Source organism: Frateuria sp. sgz306004 (genome assembly GCF_057750885.1).
In genome coordinates this window covers 249,884-267,820 of the sequence record NZ_JBYLFE010000003.1, presented here as the reverse complement: position 1 = coordinate 267,820, position 17,937 = coordinate 249,884, and the positions used below count along the sequence as shown (strand labels likewise).

Here is a 17,937-nt window from a genome sequence, read left to right as displayed (position 1 = left end):
GGCTACGGAATAGCCATGTCAATAGACGTCTAAACGTCTAGGCGTATAGGCATCGACCTACCTGGCTCAAAGCGCGCCGCCATGCGGCCTGCGGCGCGCACTGAACGATCGTTTACTGCTTCACCGCCACATAGGAGACCGCCTGCCCGCGCAGCTTGTCGTCGAAAGTCACTTTCATGGTCTTGCCGTCGGCCGCCACGGTGGAATGGATGATGGCGATGACCTTGCCGCTGCGCTTGTCGGTTTCCACCAGGGTGTCCTTGCCCATCTGCTTGACGGTGACGCTACTGATACCCGGATCACCCTTGTAGGGCGCCTCGCTGCCGTCGGTCCTGGCCTGATAGGACTGTCCGGTGGGCGTGGTCATGCTGAGCTGCCCGTCAGCCATCTTGTAGGTGAAGAGCAGGCCGTTATCGGAGAAGTTGGAGAGGTCCGTGGTCAACCACGAGCCGGAGATCGCATGGGAACCGGCCGGCCCCTTCGCCACCTGCTTGAGGTCGCCCTTGCCGGTCACCGGGTCGGCGTTGGTGTTGCTGCTGTCGGTGAATTCGAAATGGCCGGACTTGCCGTCGGGCGCGATGGTGGTGGTGGCTGTGCCGACCACCTTGCCGTTCTTCTTCTGCGTTTCCTTGACCGTGTGTTCGTCCACCACCTGGACGGACAGGCTGTCGAAGTACGGATGGCCCGTGACGGCTTGATCCTGCCCATCGGCCTTGATGTCGATCGCCGGCGCACAGGTCTTGCACTCATAGCGACCGTTCTGCAGCACGATCACGTCGGGCTTCTTGGGTAACTGCACCTGCCCGGTGTCGATCTTCCAGGTGCCGTCGAAGGCGCTTTGCGCCAGCGCACTGAGCGGACACACAAGGGCCAGCAGGCCCGCGCACAGTAAAGTCTTCATGGCGACGTTTCCCCGCGGAATGAGGTGAGGCCAGGCTCTGCCCTCCCCCGCGGACATCGCTGTCACCCGGGCATGCGTCCCTTCTGGACCCAGCCCCACGACCGTACGCCGGGCCAACGCCGCCAGCCATCGGCTGAAAGTGGTAAGAGCCCGCACACGATCTCCGCCCGGCCCCGCCAGCCCGAAGGATGGCGCTGGAATGCACGCCGCGTCGCTGCGACACTGCGCGCCTGTATCGCCAACCGTGCCGCCCATGTCTCTTCTCGCCCATGCCGTCGTCCTGCTGATCGCCCTGCTGCACCTGTGGTTCCTGGTGCTGGAGATGTTCCTGTGGACCCGGCCCTCCGGCCGCCGCGCCTTTGGGCTGAGCGAGGAGTTCGCACAACAATCCAAGGTACTGGCCGCCAACCAGGGCCTGTACAACGGCTTTCTGGCCGCCGGCCTGCTGTGGAGCCTGTGGTTGGGCCCGGCCGGACGCGATGTCAGCCTGTTCTTCCTGGGCTGCGTGCTGGTGGCCGGCATCTACGGTGGCTTTACCGCCACCCGCAAGGTGCTGTGGATCCAGGGCCTGCCGGCACTGATCGGGCTTATCCTGATGGCCCTGGCCTGATCCGGCCGGGCGTACCATCCCCTGGCTTCCCTGAGACTCCGTACCCATGACGCCACTCCCCCAGGAAGCGGTCGGCGACCGTTTCGACTCCGCCCTCATGCAGTACGCCCGCGAACGCAGTTGGGCGGCGCTTGAAGGCATCCGCCAGCGCATGCGCCCGGGCATCAGCGAGGACGAGGCGCGTGCGGCCGCGGCCGAGGTGTTCGCCGCGCTGGGCATGGAGCGGTTGTGGCACCCGGTGATCATCCGCATCGGCCCCAACACCACCAAGACCTACCGCGAACGCTCCGAGCCCGGCGTACGGCTGGGCGAAAACGACATCTACTTCATCGACCTGGGCCTGGTTTTCGATGGCCATGAGGGCGACGTCGGCGACACCTTCGTGACCGGGCACGCGCCCGAGAAGCAGGCCTGTGCCGATGCGGCCCGCCGGCTGCACGAGCGCGTCGCCACCGCCTGGCGCGAGCAGGGACTGAGCGGCGAGGCCCTCTACGCCTTCGCCCAGCAGCAGGCCCAGGCCATGGGCTGGCGCCTGCACCATGAGATCAAGGGGCATCGCGTCAGCGACTTCCCGCATGCCGTGCACAAGGCCGGCGACCTGGGCGAATTCGGCGAGCGCCCCAGCGGCGGGCTGTGGATTCTGGAAATCCAGATCACCCACCCCACCGAACCCTTTGGCGCGTTCTACGAGGATCTGCTGACCCGCTGAGGCGCCCGCGCCGAGCCCGCCAGCGGGCGCGGCCCCGGTTCGTAGCCGCCCAGCCCCACCAGAACGGGGTGCCGCCGCCCTTGGTACAATGGCCGGTTCGCGAGCCCAGAATCTGCCATGTCCACGCATCTCACCGAAACCCGCCGCCGCCGCACCTTCGCCATCGTCAGCCACCCTGACGCGGGCAAGACCACGCTCACCGAAAAGCTGCTGCTGTTCGGCGGCGCCATCCAGATGGCCGGCTCGGTGAAGGGCCGCAAGGCGGCTCGCCACGCCACCTCCGACTGGATGGCACTGGAAAAGGAGCGCGGCATCTCGGTCACCTCCTCGGTGATGCAGTTCCCCTATGAGGGCCGCATCGTCAACCTGCTCGACACCCCGGGCCACGCGGACTTCTCCGAAGATACCTATCGCGTGCTCACCGCCGTCGACTCCGCGCTGATGGTGATCGACTGCGCCAAAGGTGTGGAAGAACGCACCATCAAACTGATGGAGGTGTGTCGCCTGCGCGATACGCCCATCATGACCTTCATCAACAAGCTCGACCGCGAAGGCCGCTCGCCCATCGAGCTGCTGGACGAAGTGGAGTCGGTGCTGGGCATTGCCTGTGCCCCGCTCACCTGGCCCATCGGCATGGGCAAGCGCCTCAAGGGCGTGTACCACATGCTGCTGGACGAGGTGCATCTGTTCGAGCAGGGCAAAAACTTCACGCGCCAGGACTCCACCATCTTCAAGGGCCTCGACGCCCCGGGCCTGGAAGCGGCCATCGGCGCCGAGGCATTGGCCGAGCTGCGTGACGAACTGGAGCTGGTGCAGGGCGCCTCGCATCCGTTCGACGTGGAGCAGTACCTGGCCGGCAAGCTCACCCCGGTGTTCTTCGGCTCGGCGGTGAACAACTTCGGCGTGCAGCTGCTGCTGGACTTCTTCGTGGAGCACGCACCTTCGCCACGCTCGCGCGCCACGCTCACACGCGAAGTGAAGCCGGAAGAAGAAGCCCTCACCGGCTTCGTGTTCAAGATCCAGGCCAACATGGACCCGGCGCACCGCGACCGCATCGCCTTCATGCGCGTCTGCTCGGGCACCTACAGCGCCGGCATGAGGATGATGCAGACGCGCACCGGCAAGGATGTGCGCATTGCCAACGCGCTCACCTTCATGGCGAGCGATCGCGAAATCGTGGAAAACGCCTATCCCGGCGACGTGATCGGCCTGCACAACCACGGCACCATCGGCATCGGCGATACCTTTACCGAAGGCGAGATGGTGAGCTTCACCGGCATCCCCAACTTCGCGCCGGAACTGTTCCGCCGCGCGCGCCTGCGCGATCCGCTGAAGATGAAGGCATTGCAGAAGGGCCTGGCCCAGCTTTCCGAGGAAGGCGCCACGCAGTTCTTCCGTCCGCTGATGAGCAACGACCTGATCCTCGGCGCCGTGGGCGTGCTTCAGTTCGACGTGGTGGCCTACCGCCTGAAGGACGAGTACGGCGTGGACGCCACCTTCGAGTCGGTGACCGTGGCCACCGCGCGCTGGGTGCACTGCGACGACGCCAAGAAGCTGGAAGAGTTCCGCGAGAAGAACGCCAACAACCTGGCCGTCGATGCCGCTGGCGAGCTGGTCTACCTGGCGCCCTCGCGCGTGAACCTGCAACTGGCGCAGGAGCGTTCGCCGGCCGTGCGATTCTCCGCCACGCGCGAGCACGCCACGTCGGTCGATCTGTAAGCCATCTATCGCTACAAACGGGGCCGCGCCGATCGTCTTCGGCGCGGCCTTTCATTTTTGCCAAACAGAAAGTCGGGCATCCGACTGTCGCCACTGACGATGGGGCTGCTACCCTCCCCGCATCAATCAGGGGATATGCCTTACATGGAAGCCGGACAAGTCGCTTTTGTCACTCCGCCCAACGCCACGCTATGGCAGCGGCGCATGGTGTTCTCGCCACTGGCGCGCATCGTCTTCTTCGCCGCGCTGTACTTCGTGATCTTCAAGGTCGTCTCCGCCAGCGTGGGCGCGCTCGGCCTGCTTAGCCCCGGCGGCTCGCCCAATCTGCGCGCGCTGGGCATCATGCTGATGCAGCTGATTCCCGCCATCGGCGCCTACCTGGTACTGGTGAAGGCCGTGGAACGCCGCCCCGTACGCGAACTCGCCTGGCGCGACCTGCCGCGCCGCGGCCTCCCGGGCCTGCTGCTGGGCGCGGCCATCTTCAGCGCCGTGGTGCTGGTGCTCTGGCTGGCAGGCAGCTACCACGTAACCGGCACCAACCCCGAGGTGAACTGGGTACCGGCCTTGCTCACCACGGGCCTGGGCGCCGGCATCGGCGAAGAAATCATCACGCGCGGCGTGCTTTACCGCATCGTGGAAGAAGGCCTGGGCACCTGGTGGGCGCTGGCGATCTCCGCGCTGTTCTTCGGCGCCGCGCACATCTTCAACCCCGGCGCCACGATGTGGAGCTCGCTGGCCATCGCCATCGAAGCGGGCATCCTGCTCGCCCTGCTCTACTTGGTCACTCGCTCGCTGTGGACCTGCGTTGGCCTCCACGCCGCCTGGAACGTGATGCAAGGCACAGTTTTTGGCATCCCCGTTTCCGGCACGGCCGCCCATGGCTGGCTGGTTTCCGAACGCAGCGGCCCGGATTGGCTGAGCGGCGGCGTCTTTGGTGCGGAAGCCTCGGTCGTCGCCCTGATCATCTGCACCGCGGTCAGCGCGCTACTGCTGGTGATCGCCTTGCGCCAAGGGCGCATCCTGCCGCCGAGCTGGCGTCGTAACGCACCTTTAGCTCACACCTGACCTTGCTACCGCCTTCACCTTGGCAGGGGATACCCTGACCGCCACCGCCCCGGCCCGGCAGGACGCCCCAGGCCTAAACGAACGACGATCACGCATGGCCTCTACCTCATCTCGATATTCCTGGCTGGCGCACCAGCCAATGCAGCGCAAGATCTTCATAGCGATCGGCCTGCTTGTCGTGTTGTTCGTTGCATGCAGCGTGGTGACGCTGCAATCCGTGGGACGCCAAAGCGAGAGTTGGCACTGGTCGCGCCATACCTACGAGGTGCGCGCCAAGCTCGATGACGTCGTCGAGTCACTGCAGGATAGCCAGATCGCTGCACGCGGCTACCTGCTCAGCCAGCAATCCTCCGACCTCGCCGCGTTCGACAAGGCCAACCGCGAACTGGACCAGAATCTGGCCGCCGTCCGTCAACTCACCGCCGACAACCCGCTCCAACAGGGCCGCCTGGACCAGTTGGAGCGGATGAGCAAAGTTTGGAAAACGGAGGCTACGCAGTATGGCATCGCACCCATGGAGGCGATCAAGGCGGCTGACCCGGCCGACGCCGCTCAGCAACGCCTACATATCCAACAGAGCTATTTGGATCACCGCTCCGTACTAATGGCCGATCTGCTGGCCCTGATCCAACAGATGGACAGCACTGAACTCTCCCTGCTCGACCAGCGCGAAGCCGCCCAGCGCGCCGACGTGATGGAGGTGCGTGTTGTCACCTGGGCCACCATGCTGCTCAGCGTGCTGTTCGGTGGGCTGGTGATCGTGATGACTTTCCGCCTCATTACACGCCCGATCCGTCGCATGACCGACCTGATGACGCGCCTGGCCGACCACGATCACTCAGTGGACATCCGGGAGTTGGAGCGCCGGGACGAGATCGGCGAGATCGCCCGTGCGCTGCAGGTATTCAAGCAGATGGCGATCGAGACCTCGTCGCAAACCTGGGTGAAATCCAACGTATCGCAGATCGCCGGCGAACTGCAGACGGTCGGCACCCCGCGCGAATTCGCCGAGCGCCTCACCAGTACGTTGGTGCCCTTGCTGGGCGGCGGCGTGGGCGTGTTCTATGCCCATGACGAGTCGGCCAACAAACTCCATCTGCTCGGCAGCTACGGCTACCAGCAACGTCGTCATCTGAGCACCGAATACGGCGTGGGCGAGGGCCTGGTGGGCCAATGCGCGATAGAGCGCAAACCCATCACGCTGCAAGACGTGCCCGACGACTACGTGCGCATTCATTCTGGTACAGGCGAAGCCACACCGCGCGCAGTCACCGTGCTGCCATTGCTGCTGCGTGACAAGCTACTTGGCGTGCTGGAACTGGCCAGCTTTCAGCATCTGTCCGAATCGGAACGAAAGCTTCTCGACGAATTGCTGCCGATAGCCTCATTATCACTGGAGAACATCGGCCGCGCGCTGCGCACGCAGGATCTGCTCCAGCGCACCAGCCAGCAGGCCGACGAACTGCGCACATCCGGAGAAGCCCTGCGCCGCCAGCAGCAGGATCTCCAGGCCACCAACGAAGAGCTCAACGCCAAGACACAAGAGCTGCAAGAGCAATCGCAACGCCTGCTCGCCTCGGAAGAAGAGCTGCGCGTGCAGACCGAAGAACTGCAAGCCTCCAACGAGGAGCTGCGCCAGAAGACCGATACGCTCAACCAGCAAAAGCACATGCTGGAGATCCTGCAGCGCGAAACGCACGAGAAGGCCGAAGAACTCGCGCGCGCCAGCCAGTACAAGTCCGAGTTCCTCGCCAACATGTCGCATGAGCTGCGCACGCCGCTCAACAGTCTGCTGATCCTCTCGCGCAGCCTGGCCGAGAATCGCGAAGGCAATCTGGATGGCGAGCAGATCGAATCCGCGCGCATCATCCATGACTCGGGCAGCAACCTGCTGCGCCTGATCAATGACATCCTCGACCTGTCCAAGGTCGAAGCCGGCAAGATGGAGCTGCTGCTGGGCGAGTTCCCGCTGGCCGACCTGGAGCGCACGCTGCGCCGCACCTTCGCCCACGTGGCGCAGGAAAAGCAGCTGGACTTCCGCGTCGAGATCGAGCCCGGCCTGCCCGACTCGCTCTACACCGATGCGGCCAAGCTGGAACAGGTTGCCAATAACCTGATCGGCAACGCCTTCAAGTTCACGCATCAGGGCCGCGTGAGCGTGCGCATCGGGCGCCCCAGCCCGGTAGACGTGCTGCCGGCCTCCCTGCAGGGCCAGAGTGTCATCGCCATTGCCGTCACCGACAGCGGCATCGGCATCCCCGCCGAGAAGCTGCAGCGCATCTTCACCGCGTTCGAGCAAGTCGATGCCAGCACGAGCCGCCAGTACGGCGGCACCGGCCTGGGCCTGACCATCTCCAAGCGCATCGCCGAGCTGCTGGGTGGTGACATCCAGCTCCACAGCGAAGAGGGTCACGGCAGCACCTTCACCGTGCTGCTGCCCGAGCGCGCCGCCGGCGCCCCCGAGAGCACGCCCAGCCCGCGTCCCAACGGTGAGCACGCAACCACTCGCGCGGCGCTCACCAGCGCCTTGTTGCCGGATGCCATCGAGGACGATCGCGAAAGCATCAGCGCCGACGATACGGTGATCCTGATCATCGAGGACGACCCGGTGTTCGCACGCATCCTGGCCGACATGGTGCATCGCAAGGGCTATCGCGTACTTGCCGCCGCCGATGGCGAATCGGGCCTGCAACTGGCCTCGCGCTTCCGCCCCACCGGCATCCTGCTCGACGTCATGCTGCCCGGCATGGACGGCTGGACCGTCATCGAACGACTCAAGGAAAGCCATGCCACCCGGCATATTCCGGTGCATTTCATTTCCGCGGTGGACGAAGCCAGCCGTGGTCGCGAACTTGGCGCGGTGGGTTTTCTCACCAAGCCGGTAAGCCGCGAGGCGATCGGCACCGCCTTCGAACGCCTGCTGCATTTTGCCGAAGGCCACACCCGCCATCTGCTGATCGTGGATGACGACGCCGACGCGCGCGCCGCACTGCGTACCCTGCTGCGCCACGACGACGTCACCATCGACGAAGCCGGCAGTGCCGAGGACGCGCTGGAACGCATGGCAGACACCACCTTTGACTGCATCGTGCTCGATCTTGGCCTGCCCGGCATGTCGGGCATGGAGTTCCTTGAGCATCTCTCGGCCTCCGGGCAGATCCCGCCGGTGGTGGTCTATTCGGGCCGCGAGCTGAGCCGTGAAGAAAGCCTGCGACTGCGCCAGTACACCGACAGCATCGTGATCAAGGGCGCGCGCTCGCCCGAGCGCCTGATGGATGAGGTGAGCCTCTTCCTGCACAGCATTCGCGACGGGCGCCCCATCACGCCGGCGGCCTCCACCGCGGCCGCGCCCGCCCCTGCCGGCGGCGAGCTGCGTGACCGCAAGGTGCTGCTGGTGGACGACGACATGCGCAACCTGTTTGCCCTGTCCAAGGTGCTGCGCGGCTGGGGCATGAACGTCACCATGGCGCAGGATGGCCAGAAGGCGCTCAAGACGCTGGCCGAGCAGCACGACATCGAAGTGGTGCTGATGGACATCATGATGCCGGTGATGGACGGCTACGACACCATCCGCGAGGTGCGTGCCCAGCCCCGTCTCGCCAAGCTGCCCATCATCGCGCTCACCGCCAAGGCCATGCGCGGCGATCGCGAGAAATGTCTGGAGGCCGGCGCCAACGATTACCTGTCCAAGCCGATCGACATCGACAAGCTGTCGTCCATGCTGCGCGTGTGGCTGCATCGATGAGCGTGGACGAAGAGCCCCCCATCGACGACACCGAACTCGAGGACATCGAGGTCGCGTTGTTCGTGCGCGCGCTCAAGCTGCGCCACGGCTATGACTTCACCCAGTACGCGCCGGCATCGTTGAAGCGGCGCGTTCGTCAGCTCAGCCACGCACAGCATACCGGCACCATTACCGCCCTGACCGATCGCCTGCTGCACGAACCGGGGTTCCTGCCGGTGGTGCTGGAAGGTCTTTCCGTGCCCGTCTCGGAGATGTTCCGCGATCCGGACGTGTTCCGCGCACTGCGCGAGCAGGTGTTTCCGGTGCTCGCGTCCTATCCGCAGATCAACATCTGGCAGGCCGGCTGCGCTTACGGGCAGGAGGTGTATTCGCTCGCCATTCTGCTGGAAGAGGCCGGCCTGTACGAGCGCACCCAGATCTATGCGACCGACTTCAGCGAAGCCGCGCTCCGCCACGCCCAGGAAGGTATCTACCACGCCAAGGAAGCGCAGCTGTGGTCGCGCAATTACCTGGCCGCCGGCGGCAGCCATACGCTGGCCGATTACTACAGCGCACGCTACGAACTGATCAAGCTCGACCAGCGCCTGCGCCGCAACGTGATCTTCGCCAACCACAACCTGGTCACCGACGACGTGTTCTGCGAGGCGCACCTGGTGCTGTGTCGCAACGTGCTGATCTATTTCTCCGACGCACTGCAGGACCGCACTCTGGCGCTGTTTCGCGACAGCCTCGTGCGCGGCGGCTTCCTCTGTCTGGGCACCCGTGAAAGTCTCGATTTCGCGCCATCGGCGACCGAGTTCACACCCGTGGATGGCGCCCTGCGCATCTATCGCCTGGGCGCGCGCGGCGTATCGCGGGACTGACATGCGCACGCCGCAGGCCATCGCGATTGGTTGTTCCGCAGGTGGGCTCGCCGCGCTGGAGTCGCTGTTTGCGGGCCTCGACCCTCGCTTGCCACAAGCCATCGTCGTGTGTTGCCACACGGGATCGGCCACGGTGGACGTGCTATGCGAGTTGCTCGCCAACCATGCCACGCTACCCGTCGCCGAAGCGCATGAACGCGCACCGGTGCGTGCCGGCATGATCCACGTCGCACCAAGCGGCTATCACCTGCTGATCGAGCCCTCGCATCACTTTGCCTTGTCGGTAGACGCCCGGGTGAACTTTGCGCGCCCTTCCATCGACGTGCTATTCGAATCGGCGGCGGAAGCGTATCGGGACGGTCTGCTGGGCATCGTGCTCACGGGTGCCAACAGCGACGGCGCCGAGGGGCTTCGGCAGATTCGCCGCCATGGCGGCGGCGCGATCGTGCAAGACCCCGCCGATGCCGAAGTCCCCGCCATGCCCGAGGCTGCGCTTCGTCGCGCAGGCGCCGACCATTGCCTTCCCCTGGCGGCTATCGCGCCGCTGCTCAACCGATTGTGCCTGCCATGACGCCTGCCGTACCCAAGATTCTTGTCGTCGACGACACGCCCGCCAACCTGGTCGCCATGCGTCACTTGCTGGCCGACAGCGGCGCCCAACTGTTCGAAGCCGCCAGCGGCAACGAAGCGCTGGCGCTGTGCCTGGATCACGAGTTCGCGTTGATCCTGCTCGACGTGAACATGCCCGACATGGATGGCTTCGAAGTGGCGTCTTTGCTGGGCGAAACCGAGCAGATGCGCGAAACGCCGATCATTTTCGTCACCGCCGCTTATGCCGATGACATCAATCGCTTGAAAGGCTATCGCTTCGGTGCGGTGGACTACATCGCCAAGCCGATCAACGACGTCATCCTGCAATCGAAGGTGCGCGTGTTTCTTGATCTGTACGCGGCGCGTGCGCAACTTCGCTTTGCGCTGGATACGCTGTCCGAGCGTAACCAGCAGCTGAGCGACGAGATCGCCGAACGCAAGCGCATCGAGGCACAGATTCGCCACCAGGCCACGCACGACATGCTGACCGGGCTGCCCAACCGCATGTTGTTCCATGATCGCCTGCTCACCGCCATGCAGCGAAGCCCGCGCCATGGCGCGGACTTCGCGCTCGCCTTGCTGGATATCGACGGCTTCAAAGGTGTGAACGACAGCCACGGCCATCCCGCTGGCGATGCTTTGCTCAAAGCCATCGCCGGTCGGCTCAGCGGTCATGTACGCGCAAACGATACCGTGGCGCGTCTAGGCGGCGACGAGTTCGCGCTCATCGCGGAAGACCTCAGCGACGTCCCCTCTCTCATGCAGCGCTGTCAGCAGCTATGCGCGGCGCTGGCCGCCCCCTATGCGTTGGAGGGCCGACATGGTCCATTCCATGCCCAGGTAAGTGCCAGCATCGGCATCGCCGTGTGGCACATCGGCATGGGGGGCGACGAAGAGTTGATCCAGGCCGCCGATCACGCGCTGTATCAGGCCAAGGCCGAGGGCAAGAACCGTTGCGTGCTTGCCAAGTGAGTCAACCGCCGCGGCGTGGCGATACCCACATGTGGATACGGGCACGAAACACCTCCTGCCCTTGTCCGTCGCGCACGCTCACCAACGCCGGCCATTCGTAGCCGCTGGTCGATTCCACCGCAGGTCGCTCGGGCGTCGCCTCGGCATGCATGGTGCCTACCGCCTTGGCGAGGTACTCCACTGTCATACCTTTGGGTATCCATCGCATGCTGGGCGGGATGCTCACATCCGTCATCATGCCGGCGGTGAGCTCGGCCACGTTGCACAGCGCAATGGCATGCACCGTGCCGATATGGTTGTGCACACGACGGCGGTCGAGAATGTCGACCGCGCAGCGCCCCGGCTCCAACGCCACGAAGTGCGGCCGGATCGTGGCGAAGTACGGTGCCTTGAAACAGATCAGCCGCCCGTAGAGCCAGCGCCCGCCGGGCAGGGAAACCAGCTTGCGATAGAGCGACAGCGCCTGACTCATGGCAAACCTCCCTTGGGGGCGACGCGATGGCGACGCCCATGCATGTGTTTGAAGGACATGTTTCGCGCGACGGCGAAACGACAGCGCCCTGGCCGTGGCCAGGGCGCTGGAGGTACTTAAGCCGCGTCGGCCAGCTTCTTCTTGCGGTCGGCGCGGGTTACCGCGGCGCGCAGCTCCGACGGATCGAAATCATCCACGGCGATGAACTCGGCCACGCCATCGCGCACACGCTTGAGCAGTTCGAACTCGGACGCGTTGATCACGCCAGCCTGCAGTGCCTCGGCCAACTGGCCGTTGTAGTCGTGCGACTTGAACTGGCCGGTCTTCTGCGCCTTGCCGAACTTGCGCTCCACCGGTTCGGCGGCAATCACGTCGGGCAGCAGGGCATTCATGCGGCCGATGGTGTTGTTCGCGGTCGGCGTGAGGTACGCCCACTCGGTGAGGCGATCGCGAGCTTCGCCCGGCGCCGTGATGATGGCGGCCACGCGACGACCCAGGCGATCGGACGGCGGCACTTCGCGGCGACCGAACGGGAACACCAGCGCACGCAGTAGCCAGGACACCGGCTTCACCGGGAAATTGCGGATGGCGCCATCCAGGGCCATCTGGGTACGCCACATGCACTCGTGGAATGCCCAGGCCAGCAGCGGGCGATCCGCTTCCGGACGCCCGGTGTCCTCATAGCGCTTGAGCATGGCGCTGGCGATGTACAGGTAGCTGAGCACGTCGCCAAGACGGGCGGACAGCTTCTCCTTGAACTTCAGTTTGCCGCCGAGCACGCCCATGAAGGTATCCGCGCACAGCGCAAGCGCCGCCGAGTAGCGGTTGAGCTTGCGGTAGTAGCGGCGGGTGTACGCGTCGCCGGCGGTGTCGCCGATGCGCGAACCGGTGATACCCAGGGTGAACGAACGCACGGCGTTGGAGATGCCGAAGCCGATGTGGCCGAACAGCGCGCGATCGAAGGTCTTCAGGCGGTCGCCGTAATCGGCGATCGACAGCGACTGCATTTCCTTCAGCACATAAGGATGGCAGCGGATGGCGCCCTGGCCGAAGATCATCAGGCTGCGCGTCATGATGTTCGCGCCTTCTACTGTGATGGCGATGGGCACGCCCTGCCACGCACGGCCGGCGTAGTTCTTCGGACCCAGCTGCACACCCTTGCCGCCGTGCACGTCCAGCGCGTCACCGGCGATGGTGCGGCCCCACTCGGTGGCGTGGTACTTGGCGATGGCCGACGGCACCGCCGGCTTCTCGCCGCGATCCACCGCCGCCGCCGTGGCGCGCGAGAGCGCGGCCGTGGCATAGGTCAGGCCGCCGATGCGGGCCAGCGCCTCTTCCACGCCCTCGAAGCGGGCAATGGACAGGCCAAACTGCTTGCGCATGCGCGCATACGCACCGGTACCGGCCACGGCGGCGCGCACGCCGCCGGTGGCGTTGGAGGGCAGCGAAATCGCACGACCCACCGACAGGCATTCCACCAGCATGCGCCAGCCATGGCCGGCCATGTGCGGGCCGCCGATCAGCACCGACAGCGGCACGAACACGTCCTTGCCGTGCAGCGGACCATTCTGGAACGGGATGTTCAGCGGGAAATGGCGACGGCCGATTTCCAGGCCCGGCGTGCTGCGCGGCAGCAGGGCCAGGGTGATGCCCAGGTCTTCCTTGTCGCCCAGCAGCTTGTCCGGGTCATACAGGCGGAAGGCCAGGCCCACCACGGTGGCGATGGGCGCCAGCGTGATGTAGCGCTTGTCGAAGGTGAGCTTCATGCCCAGCGTTTCCACGCCATCGACCACCTGCTTGCACACCACGCCGAAGTCGGTGATGGAGGTGGCGTCCGAACCGGCATACGGGCCGGTGAGCGCGAAACAGGGAATTTCCTCGCCCACGGCCAGGCGCGGCAAGTAGTAGTTCTTCTGCTCGTCGCTGCCGTAATGCAGGAGCAGTTCCGCCGGGCCCAGGGAGTTGGGCACCGCCACGGTGGAGGCCACAGTGGCCGACATGGTGGCGAGCTTCTGCAGCACCGCCGAGTGCGCCAGCGCGGAGAAACCCAGGCCGCCGTACTGCTTGGGAATGATCATGCCGAAGAACTTGTGCTTCTTGACGAAGGCCCAGACCTCCGGCGGCAGGTCGGCCAGTTCGTGGGTGATCTGCCAGTCGTCGATCATGCCGCAGAGTTCTTCCACCGGGCCGTCCATGAAGGCCTGCTCCTCCACGCTCAGCACCGGCTTGGGCTGCTTGAGCAGCTCATGCCAGTCCGGCTTGCCGGAGAACAGCTCGCCCTCGAAGCCGACCGTGCCCGCTTCCAGCGCGGTCTGCTCGGTTTCAGAGAGCTTGGGCGTGACCTTGGCGAACATCTTCAGCAGCGGCGCGCTGATCTGCTTGCGACGGAAACCGTCCATCAGCAGCGGCACGGCAACGGCCAGTTCGATCACCAGCAGGATGAAGGTGGTCCACGGCGCACCGGCGAGCAGACCGACCACGACGGTGGTGATCACCGTGGCGATGGCCCACGTGCGCAGACTAGCGCGGTGGTAGGCACAGGCGCCGGTGGCGATGAGCGCCGCCAGCAGGGTCAGGATCACGGACATCACTTACACCTCGTTACGATGACGACTTGTCGGTTCGAACACTTCATGCGGTAGCCGCGTCACGGCGACCAGGGGTCGCGAGCTCGCCGACAAAGCCTGCGATCTCACGGGTGAATGCATCGTTGGCGTCGCCCGCCACCATATGGGTAGCGCGCGGCAGCTCCACGTGGCGTGCATGCGGCACCAGGCGCATGAACTCCTCCACGTTGTCGCGTGAAACCACGTCGCTGCGACCACCGGAAAGCAGCAGCACGGGCACGCGCACCTTGGCGGCCGCGGCCATCAAGCGGGGCTGGTAGCGCTCGCTCTCGCTGACCAGGCCACCCAGCAGGGCCGGGTCCCAGTGCCAGCGCAGTCGCCCATCGCGGCCTTCGCGCAGCAGCGGGCGAAGCTGGTCTTCGGATTTGCGTTCGGCGCGGTGCGGCAGGTACTTGGCTATTTCCTCGGCGGCATGCGCATAACTGTCGAAGCCATCGGGATGCGCCTGCATGAAGGCGAGGATGCGTTCCACGCCGGCGGTTTCCCAGCGCGGGGTGATATCCACCAGCACCAGCGCGCGGAATGCCTCCGGATCGACCTCGCCAGCCAGCACCAGGCCCAGCAAGCCGCCCATCGAGGCGCCCACCAGAATCGGCTTGCTCAGCTCACGATGGGCCAGCAAGCGCAGATCGCCCACGAACTGTTCCATGTGGTAATCGCCACCCGGCACGCGGGCGCTCTCGCCATGACCGCGGCTGTCGAAGGTGACGCAGCGGCAACCACTGGCTGCCAGGGCCGCGGCGCTGCCACGCCACGCGCCTCTGGCCTGGCCAAAACCATGGGCGAACAGCAGCGTTGGCGACCCGGTCGGGTTGCGCACTTCCACCGCCAATGCCACGCCATCGGCGGCGGACACGGACTCCACGATCTTTTCGGTTTGGGGATGGGGTACCATACGCATGAGTATGTGGGCGCTTTTCCCCTCCGTCAATACGCATTGCAAGGTAGGCACCCCGCGCCAATTCAACGACTTGCGGGAACGCCGATTGCAAAGCGGCCGTCTAGGGCTACCATGCCACTATGAATGTCAGCGCTAAACCCGAACGCACCCGTCTCTCCGCCGAAGACTGGGAAGATGCCGCACTCAAGCTGATTGCCGACCAAGGCGTCGGCGCGCTTGCCGTGGAAGCCCTCGCCCGCCAGCTTGGCGTAACCAAGGGCAGCTTCTATTGGCACTTCCGTACACGCGAAGCCTTGCTGCAAGCCGCGCTTGAGCGTTGGGAACAGTACGGTGAACGCGAGGTGATCTCGCAGATCGAAGCCATGCCCGACCCGCGCGCACGCCTGCCGGAACTGTTCCGCCGCGTGGCGCACGAATTGGCCCCGCACCGCGTATACGCCGCCCTGCTCAAGGCGCTGGACCATCCGCAGGTGGTGCCGGTGATGGCGCGCGTCTCGCAGCGTCGCATGGAGTTCCTCACCAACATCTATCGCGAAGCGGGCCTGCCCGCCGAGGAAGCGCTCAACCGGGCGCGCCTCACCTATGCGGCGTATGTGGGCTTCCTGCAGCTCAACTTCACACTAGGCCTGCCGCGCATCAGTCACGACGAGTTTGACGCTTACGTGGAGCACATGATCCGTACGCTCACGCCTGCTTGAGCACAGCCGAGGCAGCATTAAGCCATGCCAGAACGCCGCCTTCGGGCGGCGTTTTTTTATGCGCTGACCACTGGTAGTCCACCTCCCCAAGTGGTCTGCAATCAACGTTCTAAGCGGCGGTGTAGTCGACGATTTATGGTGCGCCCAGTTACCATTTTGCTGCACCCCTACTTGCCATGCCAGTCGCCGTAAGTTAGCGTTTCTGTTCTTTTTTGGCCTAAGACCATTGTGAGGAACGTGATGTCGAGCAAGCTGGAGGCACTGCAGCGCTGGGTGGATGAGGTAGCGGCATTGACCCGCCCTGCCCAGATCCATTGGTGCGACGGCTCGGACGCCGAATACCAGACGCTGGTGCAGCAGATGCTGCAGACCGGCGACCTGATCGAACTCAACCAGCAGACCCATCCGGGCTGCTACCTGCACCGCTCGAGCCCATCCGACGTGGCCCGCGTGGAACACCTCACGTTCGTCTGCACCAAGGATGAGGAAGACGCCGGCCCGAACAACCACTGGATGGCACCCGCCGACGCGCACGCGAAGATGGATGCGCTGTTCGAAGGCTGCATGGAAGGCCGCACCATGTACGTCATTCCGTACTGCATGGGCCCTATCGACTCGCCGCTGGCCCGCTGCGGCGTGGAGATCACCGATAGCCCCTACGTGGTGATCAACATGCGCACGATGACGCGCATGGGCGCCGCCGCGCAGGCGCGTATCGAGCGCGAAGGCAGCTTCGTAAAGGGCCTGCATTCCACCGGCGAGCTCGACCCCGAGCGCCGCTTCATCATGCATTTCCCTGAAGAGCTGACCATCAAGTCGTATGGCTCCGGCTACGGCGGCAACGCGCTGCTCGGCAAGAAGTGCCACGCGCTGCGCATCGCCAGCTACCAGGCCAAGTCCGAAGGCTGGCTGGCCGAGCACATGCTCATTGTGGGCATCGAGACCCCTAAGGGCGACACGCACTACATCGCTGCCGCGTTCCCGTCGGCCTGTGGCAAGACCAACCTGGCGATGCTGATTCCGCCGGAAGGCTATCGCCGGGACGGCTGGAAGGTGTGGACCGTGGGCGACGACATCTGCTGGATGCGCCCCGGCGCCGACGGCCGCCTTTACGCCATCAACCCGGAGGCCGGCTACTTCGGCGTGGCGCCGGGCACCAGCGACGGCACCAACCCCAATGCGCTCTCCACCATCGCGCGCGACACCATCTTCACCAACGTCGCCGTCACCGCCGATAACCAGCCCTGGTGGGAAGGCTTGCCGGGCACGCCGGTCACCGACTGGCAGGGGCGTCCGTACGACCCCGCCAACGGCCCGGCCGCGCACCCCAACTCGCGTTTCACCGTAAGCGCCAAGCAGTGCCCTACCTGGTCGGCACACGCGGAAGACGCCCAGGGCGTACCGCTCAGCGCCATCGTGTTCGGCGGCCGCCGGCCGTCGCTGGTGCCGCTGGTGTTCGAGGCCAAGGACTGGGCGCACGGCGTGCTGGTGGGCGCGGCGATGGGCTCGGAGACCACCGCGGCCGCCACCGGCGCCGTCGGCGTGCTGCGTCGCGACTCGATGGCCATGAAGCCGTTCGCCGGCTACCACTACGGCGACTACTTCCGCCATTGGCTGTCGTTCGACCAGCCGGGCGCCAAGCTGCCGAAGATCTTCCACGTGAACTGGTTCCGCAAGGGCGACGACGGTCGCTTCCTGTGGCCGGGTTTCGGCGACAACCTGCGCGTGCTGGAGTGGATGATCCAGCGCGTGGAAAACCAGGTCACCGGCGTGGACACTCCCATCGGCACGCTGCCGGCACAGGGTGAGCTCAAGCTCGACGATCTGGCGCTCGATGCCAAGACCGTGGCCACCTTGCTGCATGTTGACCAGGCCGGCTGGCAGGCCGAACTGGCCGCCATCGGCGAGTACCTGCGCAGCTTCGGCGCACGCATGCCGCAGCAGCTTCACGACGAGCAACAGCGCGTCGCCAGGGCGCTGGACGAGGCCGACGAAGCGCCTCGCGCCGCCCTCGCCTCCTGAGCAACGCCCAACCCACCGGCCACCTCGTGGCCGGTGGGTGTA

14 protein-coding genes are annotated in these 17,937 nt (G+C 65.3%); 10 read left to right on the top strand and 4 right to left on the bottom strand.

Features of this window, described 5'->3' with window-relative positions; translation table 11 throughout:
* Positions 1-112: 112 nt before the first annotated feature.
* Entirely contained in the window at positions 113-901 is a 789-nt protein-coding gene (locus tag AC3G2C_RS07450; RefSeq protein WP_488383997.1) for a hypothetical protein, read from the bottom strand.
* Between the two features lie 253 nt (positions 902-1,154).
* Between AC3G2C_RS07450 and AC3G2C_RS07445 the strand changes: the two genes are divergently transcribed.
* From AC3G2C_RS07445 to AC3G2C_RS07410, 8 genes are all read left to right on the top strand, one after another.
* Positions 1,155-1,511, top strand: coding sequence for a DUF1304 domain-containing protein (locus AC3G2C_RS07445; RefSeq protein WP_488383996.1), 357 nt, complete (start codon positions 1,155-1,157; stop codon positions 1,509-1,511).
* 46 nt (positions 1,512-1,557) lie between these two features.
* Entirely contained in the window at positions 1,558-2,220 is a 663-nt protein-coding gene (locus tag AC3G2C_RS07440; RefSeq protein WP_488383995.1) for a M24 family metallopeptidase, read from the top strand.
* A 117-nt stretch (positions 2,221-2,337) separates the two neighbouring features.
* Positions 2,338-3,939: a peptide chain release factor 3 gene (locus tag AC3G2C_RS07435; RefSeq protein WP_488383994.1), complete on the top strand. Its 1,602-nt coding sequence runs from the start codon at positions 2,338-2,340 to the stop codon at positions 3,937-3,939.
* Between the two features lie 144 nt (positions 3,940-4,083).
* A complete protein-coding gene (locus tag AC3G2C_RS07430; RefSeq protein WP_488383993.1) occupies positions 4,084-5,004 on the top strand; it encodes a CPBP family intramembrane glutamic endopeptidase in 921 nt (306 codons plus the stop codon).
* A 94-nt stretch (positions 5,005-5,098) separates the two neighbouring features.
* Positions 5,099-8,749: a response regulator gene (locus tag AC3G2C_RS07425; protein ID WP_488383992.1), complete on the top strand. Its 3,651-nt coding sequence runs from the start codon at positions 5,099-5,101 to the stop codon at positions 8,747-8,749.
* On the top strand, positions 8,746-9,612 hold the full coding sequence (locus tag AC3G2C_RS07420; protein WP_488383991.1) for a CheR family methyltransferase: 867 nt from the start codon (positions 8,746-8,748) through the stop codon (positions 9,610-9,612). The genes AC3G2C_RS07425 and AC3G2C_RS07420 overlap by 4 nt, the downstream gene beginning before the upstream one ends.
* 1 nt (position 9,613) lies before the next feature.
* A complete protein-coding gene (locus tag AC3G2C_RS07415; protein WP_488383990.1) occupies positions 9,614-10,183 on the top strand; it encodes a chemotaxis protein CheB in 570 nt (189 codons plus the stop codon).
* The gene (locus tag AC3G2C_RS07410; protein ID WP_488383989.1) at positions 10,180-11,175 is read left to right on the top strand and encodes a diguanylate cyclase domain-containing protein; all 996 of its coding nucleotides are present in this window, start codon (positions 10,180-10,182) and stop codon (positions 11,173-11,175) included. The genes AC3G2C_RS07415 and AC3G2C_RS07410 overlap by 4 nt, the downstream gene beginning before the upstream one ends.
* 1 nt (position 11,176) lies before the next feature.
* Here AC3G2C_RS07410 and AC3G2C_RS07405 read toward each other — a convergent pair whose 3' ends face one another.
* The 3 genes from AC3G2C_RS07405 to AC3G2C_RS07395 form a co-directional block, all read right to left on the bottom strand.
* Complete coding sequence (locus AC3G2C_RS07405) at positions 11,177-11,647, bottom strand: hotdog fold domain-containing protein (RefSeq protein WP_488383988.1); 471 nt, start codon at positions 11,645-11,647, stop codon at positions 11,177-11,179.
* A gap of 116 nt (positions 11,648-11,763) precedes the next feature.
* Positions 11,764-14,235 (bottom strand): acyl-CoA dehydrogenase, encoded by a 2,472-nt coding sequence (locus AC3G2C_RS07400; RefSeq protein ID WP_488383987.1) that lies wholly within the window; start codon positions 14,233-14,235, stop codon positions 11,764-11,766.
* 43 nt (positions 14,236-14,278) lie between these two features.
* A complete protein-coding gene (locus AC3G2C_RS07395) occupies positions 14,279-15,169 on the bottom strand; it encodes an alpha/beta fold hydrolase (RefSeq protein WP_488384276.1) in 891 nt (296 codons plus the stop codon).
* Between the two features lie 125 nt (positions 15,170-15,294).
* Here AC3G2C_RS07395 and AC3G2C_RS07390 point away from each other — a divergent pair, with 125 nt between their 5' ends.
* Positions 15,295-15,873, top strand: coding sequence for a TetR/AcrR family transcriptional regulator (locus AC3G2C_RS07390; RefSeq protein ID WP_488383986.1), 579 nt, complete (start codon positions 15,295-15,297; stop codon positions 15,871-15,873).
* A gap of 240 nt (positions 15,874-16,113) precedes the next feature.
* Positions 16,114-17,895 (top strand): phosphoenolpyruvate carboxykinase (GTP), encoded by a 1,782-nt coding sequence (locus AC3G2C_RS07385; protein ID WP_488383985.1) that lies wholly within the window; start codon positions 16,114-16,116, stop codon positions 17,893-17,895.
* Positions 17,896-17,937: the final 42 nt, after the last annotated feature.